General features: G+C 53.2%; 13 protein-coding genes. 5 read left to right on the forward strand and 8 right to left on the reverse strand.

The genetic code is table 11. The features are described from left to right. Nucleotides 1-21: 21 nt before the first annotated feature. From pepT to FBR45_RS17905, 7 genes are all read right to left on the reverse strand, one after another. Nucleotides 22-1284: a peptidase T gene (pepT, locus tag FBR45_RS17875; protein WP_138504733.1), complete on the reverse strand. Its 1263-nt coding sequence runs from the start codon at nt 1282-1284 to the stop codon at nt 22-24. Between the two features lie 49 nt (nt 1285-1333). Next, nucleotides 1334-1804: a pyrophosphohydrolase domain-containing protein gene (locus FBR45_RS17880; protein WP_138504735.1), complete on the reverse strand. Its 471-nt coding sequence runs from the start codon at nt 1802-1804 to the stop codon at nt 1334-1336. Nucleotides 1805-1812: 8 nt separating this feature from the next. After that, nucleotides 1813-3018 (reverse strand): vWA domain-containing protein, encoded by a 1206-nt coding sequence (locus FBR45_RS17885; RefSeq protein WP_138504737.1) that lies wholly within the window; start codon nt 3016-3018, stop codon nt 1813-1815. Between the two features lie 85 nt (nt 3019-3103). Next, entirely contained in the window at nt 3104-3952 is an 849-nt protein-coding gene (locus FBR45_RS17890) for an AAA family ATPase (RefSeq protein ID WP_138504739.1), read from the reverse strand. Between the two features lie 83 nt (nt 3953-4035). Next, entirely contained in the window at nt 4036-4596 is a 561-nt protein-coding gene (locus tag FBR45_RS17895) for a hypothetical protein (protein ID WP_138504741.1), read from the reverse strand. Between the two features lie 102 nt (nt 4597-4698). Beyond that, complete coding sequence (locus FBR45_RS17900; RefSeq protein WP_138504743.1) at nt 4699-5877, reverse strand: M28 family metallopeptidase; 1179 nt, start codon at nt 5875-5877, stop codon at nt 4699-4701. Nucleotides 5878-5887: 10 nt separating this feature from the next. Further along, a complete protein-coding gene (locus FBR45_RS17905) occupies nt 5888-6262 on the reverse strand; it encodes a winged helix-turn-helix transcriptional regulator (protein ID WP_138504745.1) in 375 nt (124 codons plus the stop codon). A 336-nt stretch (nt 6263-6598) separates the two neighbouring features. Between FBR45_RS17905 and FBR45_RS17910 the strand changes: the two genes are divergently transcribed. The 4 genes from FBR45_RS17910 (at nt 6599) to FBR45_RS17925 (ending at nt 9976) form a co-directional block, all read left to right on the forward strand. Further along, on the forward strand, nt 6599-7369 hold the full coding sequence (locus FBR45_RS17910) for a type 1 glutamine amidotransferase domain-containing protein (RefSeq protein WP_138504747.1): 771 nt from the start codon (nt 6599-6601) through the stop codon (nt 7367-7369). Nucleotides 7370-7425: 56 nt separating this feature from the next. Beyond that, nucleotides 7426-8046: an NADPH-dependent F420 reductase gene (locus FBR45_RS17915; protein ID WP_138504749.1), complete on the forward strand. Its 621-nt coding sequence runs from the start codon at nt 7426-7428 to the stop codon at nt 8044-8046. Nucleotides 8047-8137: 91 nt separating this feature from the next. After that, nucleotides 8138-8554 (forward strand): OsmC family protein, encoded by a 417-nt coding sequence (locus FBR45_RS17920; protein WP_138504751.1) that lies wholly within the window; start codon nt 8138-8140, stop codon nt 8552-8554. A gap of 105 nt (nt 8555-8659) precedes the next feature. After that, nucleotides 8660-9976, forward strand: a complete 1317-nt coding sequence (locus FBR45_RS17925; RefSeq protein WP_138504753.1) for a cation:dicarboxylate symporter family transporter — start codon at nt 8660-8662, stop codon at nt 9974-9976. A gap of 147 nt (nt 9977-10123) precedes the next feature. On the opposite strand, the gene FBR45_RS17930 is transcribed toward FBR45_RS17925, so the two are convergent. After that, nucleotides 10124-12313 carry a glutamine synthetase III family protein gene (locus tag FBR45_RS17930; protein WP_138504755.1) on the reverse strand — a complete coding sequence of 730 codons (2190 nt, stop codon included), beginning with the start codon at nt 12311-12313 and terminating at the stop codon, nt 10124-10126. A gap of 947 nt (nt 12314-13260) precedes the next feature. On the opposite strand from FBR45_RS17930, the gene FBR45_RS17935 reads away from it, so the two are divergent. After that, the gene (locus FBR45_RS17935; RefSeq protein WP_138504757.1) at nt 13261-14211 is read left to right on the forward strand and encodes a hypothetical protein; all 951 of its coding nucleotides are present in this window, start codon (nt 13261-13263) and stop codon (nt 14209-14211) included. The last annotated feature ends 92 nt before the right edge of the window (nt 14212-14303 follow it).

Below are 14303 nucleotides of genomic sequence, written 5' to 3' on the forward strand. Positions count from 1 at the left end.
GCTTAAGTATGTATGCACAAATCAGGCCCGTTCCTCCCAAACCCGGGCTACGTTGACAATCACCTCTACCGCCTTCTGCATATCCTGAACCGATACCCACTCCTGCCGCGAATGAAACGCATGTTCACCAGCGAAGATGTTCGGACAGGGCAGCCCCATGAATGATAGTCGCGAGCCATCCGTACCGCCCCGGATGCTTCGGCGCCTGGCCGATAAGCCCGCCCGGCGGATAGCTTCGAGCGCATTATCGACAACCGCCGGGTGCAGATCCAGCACTTCTTTCATATTCCGGTATTGCTGCTTGACGACAAAATCGGCTTTGGAGCCGGGATAACTAACCAGCACATCGTTGAGCTGGTTTTGCAGGTACGTTTCCTTCTCGTGCAGACCGGCTTCGGTAAAGTCGCGGATAATAAACTCCAGCACCGCCTGATCCTGGTTACCCTCCAGCCGGGTGGGGTGAACAAACCCGTCCTTCTCGTCGGTCGTTTCGGGCGACAGGGCTTCTTTGGGCAGGCTGGCCAGCAGGTCGGCCGCAATCTTCAGGGCGTTTTCGAGTTTGCCCTTCGCAAAGCCGGGGTGCGTACTGACGCCCTGAATCTGAATCCGGACCGCATCGGCCGAGAAGGTCTCATCTTCGAGCGTACCCAGGCTCTCACCATCGATGGTATAACCAAAATCAGCGTCCAGTTTTTGAATGTCTACTTTTTCGGTGCCCCGTCCCACTTCTTCGTCGGGCGTGAACAGCAGCCGGATTCGACCGTGTTTGACCCCGGGGTGGGTAAGCAGGTAGTGGGCGGCATCCATGATCTCGGCCACGCCCGCTTTGTTATCGGCCCCCAGCAGCGTCGTGCCGCTGGCGGTAATGATATCGTTCCCGATCTGATTCAGGAGATCCGGGTGATCGGCAACCTGAATAACCTGCGCCGGATCGGCTGGGTTTACCCGGTCGGGTAAGCTAATGTCGTCACCGTTCCAGCGTTCGTGGATAATCGGCTTCACACCAGCCCCCGTCACATCAGGCGACGTATCGACGTGCGAGCAGAAGCAGATCGTCGGCACGTTTGCTTTGTCGGTAGTAGCCGGGATGGTCGCGTATACGTAGCCCCATTCATCCATCTCGGCATCGGTAACGCCCATTTCCAGCAGCTCCTGAACCAGCAACCGGCTTAGGTCCTTCTGTTTTTCGGTACTGGGGTTGGTTGTCGATTGCGGGTCCGACTGGGTGTCGATCCGGACGTATCGCAGAAACCGGTCAACGGCAGTAAAGGTGTAGTTTTCCATAAAACATCGTGCGGTCTTACCCTAATCCGGCAGGAGACGCCTGCCAGACTTAGTGCGCGTTAACGATTGACAACAGATCGGCGGGTGAATAATTGACACTTTTGAGCGTCTTGTGGTCGGCGTCGCGATAGACCAGAAATTTACCGTCAGACTCCACGTAGTGGCAGGCAACTCCCTTGGCGGTGTACTGAGCCACGGTGGCTTCGGCCTCTTCTACAGTCAGGCAGGCTTTGCTCATGTTCGATCGTTGTACTTCGTCGAACAAGGCTTTGAACGAATGACCCAGCCCAAACTCCAGCACCGCTCCCGACAGCACATACTGCAAATCGCAGAGTGCATCGGCTACCGCCACGATGTCGTTGGCATCGATCGCTTCCCTGAGTTCATCGAGTTCTTCGGCCAGCAGCGACACCCGCAGCTGGCAGCGGGCGGGCGACGGAATCTGGGGGGTTTCTAAAACGGGGGCATGAAAAGTACGGTGGAACTCGGCCACCTGATTCAGCGAATCGGGTTGTTGCATGAATGTAGTTAATCAGTAAACGTAATCTTAGGATTTTTCAGGCTTTTCATGGCCTGTTCGAGCCCGTTGAGCGAAAGCGGAAACATTCGGTTGCCCGACCACTCCCGAATCAGGGCCGTACTATGGCTGTACTTCCAGTAGGCGGCCAGATTGGGGTTGAGCCAGACCAGATGCGGATATTGAGCCTTGAACCGATCGAGCCAGACAATACCGGCTTCTTCGTTATAATGCTCCACGCTACCCCTGGGGGTGGTTAGTTCATAGGGGGCCATGGACGCATCGCCTACAAAAATCACTTTGTACTGCCGGTTAAATGTATGAAGTACCTCCCAGGTCGGCACCCGCTCACGACGGCGCTGGTTATCTTTCCAGAGCGTTTCGTACACGCAGTTGTGAAAATACAGAAACTCCAGGTGTTTGAACTGGTAACGGGCGGCCGAAAAAAGCTGCGAACACAGGTCGATGTGCTCGTCCATCGATCCGCCCACATCGAATAACATCAGCACTTTAACCTGGTTTTTGCGCGAGGGCTGCATCCGTATGTCCAGATACCCGCCGTTGCGGCTCGTCCCGCTAATGGTGCCGTCAATATCCAGTTCATCGTCCAGGCCCTCGCGGGTCAGAATGCGCAGCCGACGAAGCGCCATTTTCAGGTTCCGGGTGTTCAACTCGATCTGGTCGTCGAGGTTCCTGTATGCGCGCTGTTCCCATACCTTGGGCGCGGTTCGGTTACCTCCCGATGAATTCTTCTGATCGGGCGATTGGGGAGCGCCGTTTCCCGGCAGGCCCCTGTTCTCATCGCCCCCTACTCCGCTCTGTCCGGGTTGTGTCCAGAACGTACTGGACTCGCCGGGCTGGTCCATCAGCTCGCGCAGCTGCTTCCAGAGTGCATCGATGCCCCCCGCCATTTCGAGCGCCTGCCGGTCGGCGTCAGTTAGCTGACTGTTCAGACCGTCGCGCAGCCAGTCGGGCAGTAACGGAGGTAGGCTGGCAGCCGGGGCCGATGGCTTAGCCGTTACATACTCGCCAAAAAGCCGGTCGAACAGGTCGAGGTGCTGTTCGTGCTTAACCAGGGTGGTTTTGCTCAGGTAGTAAAACTCTTCGATCGATGTACCACCCACCTGGCTCCGCATCACCGACAAAAGCGTCAGGTACTCCGGCAGGGTTACCGGCAGTGCGTGACGACGAAGGAGTAGAAAGAAGTCCAGAAACATGCGGTTGTCTTGAATAGGCTCCCGTAACGAGCTGGTGGGCGCACTGGTTTTTCGGTCGCTACCGGCATACAAATCGGTTCCCGGATCAATAAGGCCGGCCCCCTTTTCGGCGAAGGGCGGTCATCAGATCGGTATCCTGTTCGTTTTTCAGCAGGGCTCCCAGATACGGGGGCAGTTCGTTCAGGGCGTCGAGATCGTTCAGATCGTCGTGGGTAACGCCCGCCACCAGCAGCAGCCGTATCCAGTCGATCAGCTCACTGGTCGATGGTTTCTTTTTGAGCGCTCTCACATCCCGAATGCTGTAGAATACCGACATTGCTTTGGTCATCAGCTCCTGAGGCAGGTCGGGATAATGAACCCCCACAATCTGCTCCATCGTTTCGCGGTTTGGAAACCGGATAAAGTGGAAAAAACACCGGCGCAGAAACGCATCGGGCAGTTCTTTCTCGTTGTTGGAGGTGATGATAACGATAGGCCGGTGCCGGGCTTTGATGGTCTGCTGCAGCTCGTAGCAGTAAAACTCCATGCGGTCCAGTTCCAGCAGCAGATCGTTGGGAAACTCAATATCGGCCTTGTCGATTTCGTCAATCAGCAGTACCGCCTGCTCCTCCGACTCGAAAGCCTGCCAGAGCTTTCCTTTTCGGATGTAATGGGCGAGATCCCCTACCCGGTCCGATCCGTCGCCAAACTGTGAATCGCGCAACCGCGATACCGCATCGTACTCATACAGCCCCTGCTGGGCCGAGGTGGTCGACTTAACGTGCCAGGTATACAGCGGCTTACCCAACGACTGCGCAATCTCATAGGCCAGCAGGGTTTTGCCCGTTCCCGGTTCGCCTTTGATGAGCAATGGCTTCTGAAGCTGAACAGCCGCGTTGACCGCCATGCTCAACTCGCGGGTGGCAACGTAGGTAGCGGTACCGGAAAAGGCCATGAGTATGTGGGGTTCGGTGGGCAGGTATCGGTTCGCTCTGGTCAGCGGGTCTGAAAACGGCGAACCGATACCTGTCCGTCAGGTTATTCTTCGCCCTCGCTCGTAAAGGAGTACAGGGTGTTGTCCAGATGCAGGGCGTTGGCTTTGTAGTTCCGTACGAACTCTTCGATAACCTCGTCGGTGATTTCTTCTACGTTCAGACAAACGTCCAGCGCAATACCATAATCCGTCTCGGTATCAATCTCTACATGTTCCTGAACTTTCACCGTTTCGGTTTCTTCGATTTCTTCGATGATTTCGGTCAGCGCCGTTTCGGCCTCCTCCTCCATCTCGGGCGAGATCGTGTAGCCAGCACTCCGATCTTCGGGTGGTACGTATTCCGGATAGGTCTTCCGCACCTGCTCTACGGCCATTTCGTACACCAGACTGCTATGGTGCAGCCGCAGGGTGTAGACCAGTGCATCATAAATCACCTCCTGGGCCTGATATTGACCAGGAAACTGAATATGAACACATTCGCCGGATTCCAGCACGTCCAGATCGTCGTCTTCAACGTAAATAAACGATTTGCCTTCCTGTTGGCACTCCTCTTTCAGCGCACTGATTTCTTCGGGGTCGTACCCTTCGTTCTTGTAGTTAGCCATGCGGCAAAAGTAAAACTTAATAGTGAGTAATGGATGAATCGACGGTGGCAGAAGCCGCCCGGCCGTCAATAAACCAGCCACTGGTCTGAGCGGGAGAATGGATCAGGCTGGCAACGGTACGGTTTCAGTGGCCCAACCCGTGACGAGCGCTTGCGCAAAATCGATTGCCTGGTAAACGGACTTCAGATCGACAGCCTCTATGGTATCTTCGGGTTGATGAATGCGAGGCATTTGTCCCGACGGGTCCAGCGCACACAGCGCCACGACCGGTATCCGGTTTCTGACGAACCAGACGCTGTCGAAGTCGGCGGTATGCCACTCGCCCATCTGCACCCGCTCCCGAAAGGCATCGGTGTTGATCAGCTCGCGGGCTCGTTCTGTAGCCGGGTTGTCGTACCGGATAACCTCTATGGTTCCCGTCTGCTCCACGACGGTTAACTGCCCGGCCCCCAGCGTATCAAAATTGATGGCCAGCGTCTGCTTCCGGTTCCACGTACGTTTGTGAGCCTCCACGTAGTGATAGGCGCCAATCATGCCGGCTTCTTCGGCACTGGTCAGAACGACTTCAATAGCCAGATTGGGCAGGTGCTGCTGCCGAAGCTGTTCGGCGGTGACGAGGGCCGCAGCCACGCCCGTTGCGTTATCGCTGGCTCCGTTGGTATATCCCTTCAGCCAGTACCCCGCCGTACCAACCCCGGCCTGTATGACAAAATAAGCCATGAGTGCGTAGCGAAGGTAGGTAACATAAGGTAGCCCGGTACCCATTGCCTCGGCGGTTGCCAGCATGGCGGCTATGACCATCAGCCCCAGCGAGACGATCAGCGACGTTCGGAAACCGGCCTGCTGTTTAGGGCCGTAGAGCAGGGAAACAGGCGCGGTATCGTAATGGGCCATCAAAATCACTTTTTTTGTATCGGCCGGGTCGGTCTGGGCGGGCCAGTGACCTATTACATTACGTGCTGTAAGCTGCCCTGGGAAGCGGGTAATAAACGAGTAGCGCCAGTTGAAATACCGCCAGGCCATCCATACAAAATACCAGACCAGACCTACCGCTACCCCGGTTACCGGTACCAGCGCCAGCCCGGTCAGGATACCGCCAATGATCCAGTATACAACCGTAACATACGTGCGGGGTGTCTGAAACGCTTCGGTGCGGACGCTGGCCCCCATCTCCGTTAGCTGCTCCTGTAACAGGCGGGCCGCTTCGGTTTCGTAATGAGTAGCCGCGCCCCGATGGGGTAAGCGTGTGAGGTCGCGCAGAAGAGCGTCGATCTGAATCATAAGAATTCGGTTAATGCTCGGGTTTTTGAAACACTTGGTCTGGGTCGATCCCGGCCTCACGCATGAGGCCCATACCGTACTGACGAATGGTGTCGATAACCGGAATAGCGCGCTGGCCTTTTTCGGTAAGCCGATACTCCACCTTGGGCGGCACAACCGGGTATACCGTCCTTGTTACGAAACCATGCGTCTCCAACTCCCGCAGTTGCGTGGTCAGCATCTTGTGGGAGATATGAGGCAGGTATTTTTTCAGATCACCATACCGCAGCACTGCTTTTTTGCTGAGCCGCCACAAAATCGGCATTTTCCAGGTTCCGCCAATCTGGTGCATGGCGTATTCGACCGGATTGTAATACACTCGGCCGTCGTCAACAAAGTCGGGCATATCGGTACTAATTTGAGTATCAACAGTATTTACTTAAAAAGCTGAATGCTGCCGGGTCAATTACGGGCTAGGACACCAGCGGATTCGGTGCCGAATGTACGCCGGTAAATGATCCTGGCTACTTTAATATGTCAGTTCACCTGCATCCATCAACTCCGCACTACTGCCTGTCATCCGATTACCGCGCTGCTCGTGAGGCCCGGTGTTGTTTCGGCTTAGTTAGTCACTCTCCTAAAAGAGAGTATGGCACTAAAAAGTACCTAACTGGATAATACTCCTGTTAGCCAGCACATTTGTGGCACGTTTTTTACCGAACCAGCAACCAGATCCTCTGTCATGAGCTTAAAAGACCCCAACCGCGTCCATGCTGAACGCCCGAAGCGCGTTGCCATCGTCATTGCCAATCCGGCCGTATCAACCACCACCGGCTGGCCAGTTGGCTTCTGGTGGAGCGAACTAGCCCACCCCTACCACGAATTTACGGAGAAAGGCTACACCGTAGAGGTATTCAGCCCAAATGGCGGTCCCTGCCAGGCTGATGCGATGAGCGACCCCAACGACCCAAGTGGCTACTCGGCTGGGGATCTCATTTCGCAGGGATTTATGCACACCCCCAAACTGCGGGCATTAATCGATTCGACCCGGCCCGTTAGCGACCTGAACGTAGCCGATTTTGATGCTCTCGTGGTGGCGGGTGGGCAGGCGCCCATGTTCTCCTTTGAAACCGCTACCGACCTGCATCAGAAGTTTGTTGCGTTTTATGAAAGCGGTAAGGTAACAGCGGCACTCTGCCACGGGGTGGCGGTGTTGCGCTACGCCAAACTCAGCAATGGCGCCTACCTGGCTACCGGCAAAACCGTAACGGGCTTTGCCAACGTGGAAGAAGATTACGCCGATCAGGCGGTCTGGGCGTATGGCCTTCTTCCACGGGGCACCCACCTGATGCCGTGGCGCATAGAAGACGAGTTGAAGAAAATTGGCGCCAACTACGTACAGGCGGGTTTATGGCGTGGATTCGCCATCCGGGATGGTAACCTGATTACCGGTCAGCAAAACTTCAGCGGGGCCGAAACAGCCCGGGCTATCGTTGCCGCGCTGGGAGAATAATAGTAGCTGGCCGCTCTCCCCGTTAATTCTGTTTTCTTCTCTTTATCGTTCCCTATATGCGAATTGCAATTATCGGCGCCGGTCATGTTGGCGGTGCCCTCGCCCAGCGCTTCGTTCAGGTCGGTCACACGGTGCTGATCGGGGCCCAGTTTCCGCTCTCCGACAAATCGATCAATCTGGCTAATCAGATTGGGCAGGATCGCTTCATGAGTATCCCAATGGCCGTTCAGCAGAGCGAAGTCATCGTATTGGCAACCCCGGCGGCTAAAACCCTGGAGGTGGTGAACGACCTCGGCGATACCAGTGGTAAAGTCATCATCGATGCCATGAATACGGGTCGCGGTACGGGTCTCGCCGGCTTTACTACCACTACCGAGGCCATACTAGCCCATACCGCCACTACCGATGTCGTCAAGTGTTTCAACACGACAGGTTATGAAAATATGCTTAACCCGGTTTACGGGGGTGAGGGCATCGATATGTTCATGGCCGGCAACAGCGACGCTGCCAAAGCCACGGCCCGACAGCTGGCCATCGACATTGGTTTTGCTAATTGCTATGATCTGGGCGGGACCGATGCCGTTGGTTTGCTGGAGCAGCTGGCCATGTGCTGGATCAAACTGGCGATGGGTATGGGGTACGGACGCAATATTGGAGTTAAAATTGTGAGACGCTGATTGGTCAGGTATTTTCCGTAAAAACAAACCCGACAAAAAACACCATCGTCCTTAGCGAGTTATTTAGCCTGTAACCCAAACACACTACCAAATGCAGATCAAACGTAATGCCACTGCCCATTGGACCGGCACCGGCAAAGATGGAAAAGGTACGCTCAGCACCGCCAGTACGGTACTGAACCAAACCCAGTACTCGTTCAACACCCGCTTCGCCGATGGCGTGGGCACCAATCCGGAAGAACTGGTGGCCGCTGCTCATGCGGGCTGTTTTGCCATGCAGCTGGCCTTCAATATTCAACAGGCAGGTTTTGCCGCTGACTCGCTCGACGTGCAATGCACTATTACCCTGGAGGATGGCGGGATCAGCAGCTCAAACCTGAAACTCACGGCCAGCGTTCCGGGCCTTGAAAACGAGAAGTTTAACGAACTGGTCGAGCATGCCGAGAAGAACTGCCCTATCTCCAAACTGTTCAACACAACCATCAATGTTGACGCCACCCTGAATTAATGAGTGAATGAGTGAACGAGTGAATTAGCGATTTAGTGAGCTCAACAAGTGGTTTATGTGGCAAACATTCGCTAATTCGCTCAATCGTTAATTCACTCATTGCCGATGAAGCTTCTGACCAACCTCACCTTTTGGGTACTGACGGCTATTACGGCCGGTATTCTGCTTGGCCATTTTCGGCCCGACATCGCCCTCCTGCCGGTACTCGACGCCCCTATTAAAGGACGATTTATGGGACAGGAGCTATCCCTGGGCGCTACGTTGAGCGAGTTCCTGAGTGGGTTGTTTATCAGTACCGTCAAGCTCTTCATCAGCCCGATTATTTTCCTGACCATCACGCTTGGTATTGTCAGCATGGGCGACCTTAAGAAGGTGGGAAAAGTAGGCGCCAAAGCGCTGCTGTATTTCGAAGTCGTTACCACCGTAGCGCTCCTGATCGGAGTGCTGGTAGCCAATATCATCCGGCCGGGCGATGGGGTTATGACCTCGGCCGTGGCGGGCGGAGACATCAGCAAATACACAAAAAGCGCCGGTGCGTTCAGCTGGTGGCAGTTTTTCCTGGACAACGTTACCCTGCAGGTGCTGGTACTGGCCATACTGACGGGGGTCGTGCTAAGTCGATATTCGGGTCGGGATGCCATCGTTGCCGGTATGAATCGCTTATCCAAATACATCTTCAGAGCCCTCCATATGGTCATGAAGCTAGCCCCCATCGGCGCGTTCGGGGGGATGGCCTACACGATCGGTAAATACGGACTGGCTACGCTCCTGCCCCTCGGCAAACTAATGCTGACCGTTTATACGACCATGGCGCTGTTTATATTCGGAGTGCTTTGGTTCATTCTACGCACCGCCCGCGTCAACCTGCTCGATTACCTCCGGTATGTTCGCCAGGAGTTACTTATTGTTCTCGGCACTTCCTCGTCAGAAGCCGCTTTGCCCTCACTAATGGAGAAGCTCGAGCGCATGGGCTGTGCTAAGTCCGTAGTGGGGCTGGTGGTGCCAGCCGGTTATTCGTTCAACCTCGATGGGACGACAATTTACCTGTCTATGGCAACGATTTTTCTGGCGCAGGTATTCGGCATTGAACTAACCCTAAACCAGATGGTAACCATAATCGGTATCCTGATGGTGACCTCGAAAGGGGCGGCCGGCGTTACCGGCAGTGGATTTGTTGTGCTGGCCAGTACCCTGACCGCCATTCAGGTTATTCCGGTAGAAGGGCTGGCCCTGCTGCTGGGCGTAGACCGGTTTATGTCCGAAGCCCGCAGCCTGACCAATTTTATTGGCAACGGGGTAGCTACAATCTGGCTTGCCAACCACGAACGCGCCTTTGACCGGACGCAAATGCACCACGCCTTCAGCGAGGTAGAAAATCTGGAAAGCACCCAGGCCAACCCGGTTAAGAACGAAACGCCGTAGCCACTCCCGGAACGCAGGCCTGCCAAGAGACCACCGAGCACAAATCGTAGTTATCCTCTGTCTTTCGCACCGTAACAAGGTTTTTCCGACTTCAGACTTGTGGGGCTGAAGTCGGAAAAACCTTGTTACGCCACCCCGTACGTTGTTTTATTTGACGAATAAAAGCTCCCGGTACTTCACCAGGGGCCAGTCTTCGTCATCGACGACCTGCTCAAGCTTGTCAACTTCGTACCGGATAAGGTCGAAATAATCTTTCACCTCGGTGCCGTATAGCCGGGCGCGTTCAACGGTGTCGGTTATATTGTTGGCTTTCTTACGGCTTTCGATCATTGCCTCTACTCCCTTCTTGATCACGATGACCCGCGCCGATAATTCGCGCAGTATGTCCTTGATGGGCTCGGCTTCGGCGGTCATACCCAGCTCCACCAGATGGCGTGCGGTTTCGGCCAGTTTATTCTGATATTTTAGAACCGTCGACACAACGTGGTTCATAGCCAAATCGCCCATTACCCGCGACTCGATCTGAACTGTCTTTATGTATTTCTCCAGTTCAATCTCGTACCTCGATTCAACTTCCGCATGACTTAGCACGCCCGTACGCTCAAACAGCGCCAGCGACTCGGGCTGAACGTAGACGGCCAGCGCGTCGGGCGATGATTTAATATTCGACAGGCCCCGCCGGGCGGCTTCGGCTACCCACTCATCAGAATACCCGTTGCCTTCAAACAGAATCCGTTTAGAATTAGCGTAGTACTCTTTCAGGATATCGACAATGGCCAGCTCTTTCTTCTCTCCCCGCGCCAGTCGGCCGTCGAGTTCGGTTCTGAACTGGTTGAGCTGATCGGCCACTATAGCGTTCAGCACCGTCATAGTCGAGGCTGAGTTGGCCGAGCTGCCTACCGCCCTAAACTCGAATTTGTTGCCGGTAAAGGCAAAAGGCGAGGTACGGTTACGGTCGGTGTTGTCGCGCATCAGGCTCGGAATCCGGTTCAGGCCCAGTTTGTAGTATACGTTATCGCCTTTGTTGAGTGAAATTTCGTTTTTGGTTTCAAGGTCTTCCAGTGCCCGGGTCAGCGTTTCGCCCAGAAAAATAGAGACGATAGCCGGGGGGGCCTCGTTAGCGCCCAGGCGATACTCGTTACCGGCCGATGCAATACTAGCCCGCAAAAGGTCGGCGTTGTCGTGCACGGCTTTCACCACATTGACCAGAAACGTTAGAAAGCGGAGGTTTTCTTTCGGCTTGGTGGTGGGTGACAGCAGGTTCACGCCGGTATTGGTGCCCATCGACCAGTTGTTGTGCTTACCTGACCCGTTGATGCCGGCAAACGGCTTTTCGTGGAACAGGACCTTCAGGTTATGCTTCTCGGCAATTTTCTCCATCAGATCCATCAGCAGCGCATTATGGTCGACGGCCAGGTTGACTTCCTCAAACGTGGGTGCCACCTCGAACTGACCGGGCGCTACCTCGTTATGCCGCGTCCGGACAGGCATGCCCAGCTTCATGGACTCGAATTCAAAGTCGACCATAAAGGCGTTGATCCGGGGCGGGATCGAGCCGAAATAATGGTCGTCGAGCTGCTGCCCCCGGGCGGGCTGATGGCCAAAAACGGTACGACCGGCCAACACCAAATCAGGGCGCGCGTAGAAAAGGGCACGGTCTACAACGAAGTATTCCTGTTCCGGTCCCAGCGTTGGGGTCACCTTGGTAATGCTCCGGTCAAAATACTGGCAAACGGCAGTAGCCGCTTTATCCAGCGCGTTCAGTGATTTGAGCAGCGGGGTTTTGTAATCGAGGGCCTCACCCGTATAAGCGATGAATACCGACGGAATACAAAGCGTTTTACCACCCGCGCCATTATCCATCAGAAAAGCCGGGGAGCTGGGGTCCCAGCCGGTATAGCCCCGTGCTTCGAACGTATTACGCAGGCCACCACTCGGAAACGACGACGCGTCGGGCTCCTGCTGCACCAGCGCACTGCCTTTGAACTTCTCCATCGCCTTGCCATCGGCGGTTATGTCAAAGAAAGCATCGTGCTTTTCGGCCGTTTCGCCCGTCAGGGGCTGAAACCAGTGGGTGTAGTGCGTAGCCCCTTTCGACGTTGCCCACGATTTCATAGCACCGGCCACTTCGTCGGCAATGGCCCGGTCGATCGCGCCGTTGGTCTGGATAGCCTCGGTAACTTTCAGATAAGCTTCGGGCGACAGCAGCGCCCGCATCACCTCATTGTTGAATGTATTGGAACCAAAAAAATCACCTACACGCTCGGTCGGGGCGGCAACAGCCACGGCCTGGCGGCTCTGAGCAATTTCAAGGGCTTTGAACCGATAATTGGACATAGTACAGTCGGGGCGGTTTGGGAATGAAATGGTTTATCAAACATACATGCGTTCAGCCCAGATTACAACCTGGCCCATAAAAAAGCCCGGCTACCGAAGCAGCCGGGCACAGATCAGGTTTAGCTTACGTTCAGTCATTAATGAAACAAATGCAGAAGGTGTTTGCACAGAATATCTTAGCAGACAGAGCAGCGTAGTAGCTCTTTCTTAGTCATCGCAGCTTTGACAATACCCAAGGATAAAATTTTCTGTTTATCAATATGTTAGTAAATATTAATTTCTCAACCCATGAAAATAATTGTTTTTGTGTATCGCAAAACACGTTCAATATGTTACTTATAGCAAACTACACGTCTTACCCAAAAGGTTTTTTGTTTGGTTGATTTTGGTCGACAAGACAATCGCTTCTGATTTCAGGCGACGATAAGCTCGGCAGATTCCTAGTAATAACAGGAACATCGGCCTCTCAATCGTTTGACTTCAGAAAATAATATATCAATGCACTTATCCTCCATCTATGTGTAAAAGGTGATTTCACTAGTAATGTGCCTTTGAGTTGATGGTTTAATCATCATTCAAGCCGTTCTTATTCTGTTCGAGACTTGTTTCATTCTATATTTTCTTGAAACGTTTTATTATTATTTCGCTTCCCACTACCAATGAGATATAGCTTTTTGCCAAGCTTTTCATTGACTTACCTTTATATGCCTACGTCATATAAAACTGACAACGATGTACGATGTACTTGTTTAACTATCCTATCCTTCTTTCCGTACAAGCTCGCTCCCATATTAGTAATTTATTCTATAATCACTCTCTGTATATATTCTTCCCCCCCGTTGTTAGCTAATAGCATTACGAGTCAAGCTCAATCCTTTACTCTGCCTGCCCCTACGTTAAAATGGCAAGTTAGCTTAGGAGGAAGTTCTTTTGATTATGTTAGAAGTATGGCGGCTCTTCCAGACTCTACATACATTATCGTTGGCAATACTTCATCAACTAACGGAGATATGACCAGAGATGAATTGGTCAGAAATGTGGCTAGTGCTGCTTGGGTATCTAAAATTAACAAACAAGGGAATAGAGTATGGTCTAGAAGCTACGCTTTGTTTCCTAACGACTTATACAGCGATCATGATGCTCTGAGTGTGGCAACGATTGACCAAGGTGGTTGCGTAGTCGCAGCCGTTGCTATTCGAGAAGGGAAGAAATCACCCTGGGTATTCAAAATAGATGCCAACGGCTCAAAGATGTGGGAAAAGACATTTAATATAAATTCTAATTCGGAGTATCACACCCAAACAATAACAGTAGATAGTAGTGGAAACTACGTGGTAGCAGGCTGGGTAAGAAGTGAGGGTAACGCTGGGCTCGGCTTGTATGATGTATGGATCATAAAACTGGATTCTGATGGAAATTTGATCTGGGAGAAGACATTTGGTGGCTCAAGTAATGATTTAGCAAAATCTGTAATCTCTCTACCAGAAGGAGGTTATGTAATCGCGGGCTATACAGCCTCTAAAGATGGTGATGTAACATCGACTCATAACGGTTTTGATTGTTGGATAATTAAGCTGGACGCATACGGGAATATGCTTTGGCAGAAAACTTATGGCGGTTCATATGATGACCGGGCAATATCCGTCGCTAGGACATCGGATGGTAAGTTTGTTGTAGCAGGCTATACCAGTTCAGGCGACGGAGATGTAACAGGATATCATGGTACTGTGCCTCCAGCTTATGGAAATACTTTCTTTGGACTACATGACTTCTGGGTATTGAAAATTAGCGAGAGTGGCAACCTAATTTGGCAGAAGGCGTTGGGGGGGTCTAACGATGATATATCAGCGTCAGTGGCTATAACTGGACCTGCTACATTTGACTGGACATTAAGTTAAGTGTGATCTAACTTAGTGAACCATGAAAACCAGCAGAAGACAGTACGACGAGGAGTTCAAACGGATGGCCGTCGAGCTCTCCCTAGCTAAAG

Origin of the sequence: Spirosoma lacussanchae (assembly GCF_005870035.1) — a bacterium.
Taxonomy (GTDB): domain Bacteria; phylum Bacteroidota; class Bacteroidia; order Cytophagales; family Spirosomataceae; genus Spirosoma; species Spirosoma lacussanchae.

Excerpts from the sequence above, each read along its gene's own strand:
- FBR45_RS17895 (WP_138504741.1), bottom strand. The coding sequence starts at position 4,596 with ATGGCTAACTACAAGAACGAAGGGTACGACCCCGAAGAAATCAGTGCG.
- FBR45_RS17905 (WP_138504745.1), bottom strand. The coding sequence starts at position 6,262 with ATGCCCGACTTTGTTGACGACGGCCGAGTGTATTACAATCCGGTCGAA.
- FBR45_RS17930 (WP_138504755.1), bottom strand. The coding sequence starts at position 12,313 with ATGTCCAATTATCGGTTCAAAGCCCTTGAAATTGCTCAGAGCCGCCAG.
- FBR45_RS17885 (WP_138504737.1), bottom strand. The coding sequence starts at position 3,018 with ATGTTTCTGGACTTCTTTCTACTCCTTCGTCGTCACGCACTGCCGGTA.
- FBR45_RS17915 (WP_138504749.1), top strand. The coding sequence starts at position 7,426 with ATGCGAATTGCAATTATCGGCGCCGGTCATGTTGGCGGTGCCCTCGCC.
- FBR45_RS17900 (WP_138504743.1), bottom strand. The coding sequence starts at position 5,877 with ATGATTCAGATCGACGCTCTTCTGCGCGACCTCACACGCTTACCCCAT.
- FBR45_RS17935 (WP_138504757.1), top strand. The coding sequence starts at position 13,261 with ATGGCGGCTCTTCCAGACTCTACATACATTATCGTTGGCAATACTTCA.
- pepT (WP_138504733.1), bottom strand. The coding sequence starts at position 1,284 with ATGGAAAACTACACCTTTACTGCCGTTGACCGGTTTCTGCGATACGTC.
- FBR45_RS17880 (WP_138504735.1), bottom strand. The coding sequence starts at position 1,804 with ATGCAACAACCCGATTCGCTGAATCAGGTGGCCGAGTTCCACCGTACT.
- FBR45_RS17910 (WP_138504747.1), top strand. The coding sequence starts at position 6,599 with ATGAGCTTAAAAGACCCCAACCGCGTCCATGCTGAACGCCCGAAGCGC.
- FBR45_RS17890 (WP_138504739.1), bottom strand. The coding sequence starts at position 3,952 with ATGGCCTTTTCCGGTACCGCTACCTACGTTGCCACCCGCGAGTTGAGC.
- FBR45_RS17920 (WP_138504751.1), top strand. The coding sequence starts at position 8,138 with ATGCAGATCAAACGTAATGCCACTGCCCATTGGACCGGCACCGGCAAA.
- FBR45_RS17925 (WP_138504753.1), top strand. The coding sequence starts at position 8,660 with ATGAAGCTTCTGACCAACCTCACCTTTTGGGTACTGACGGCTATTACG.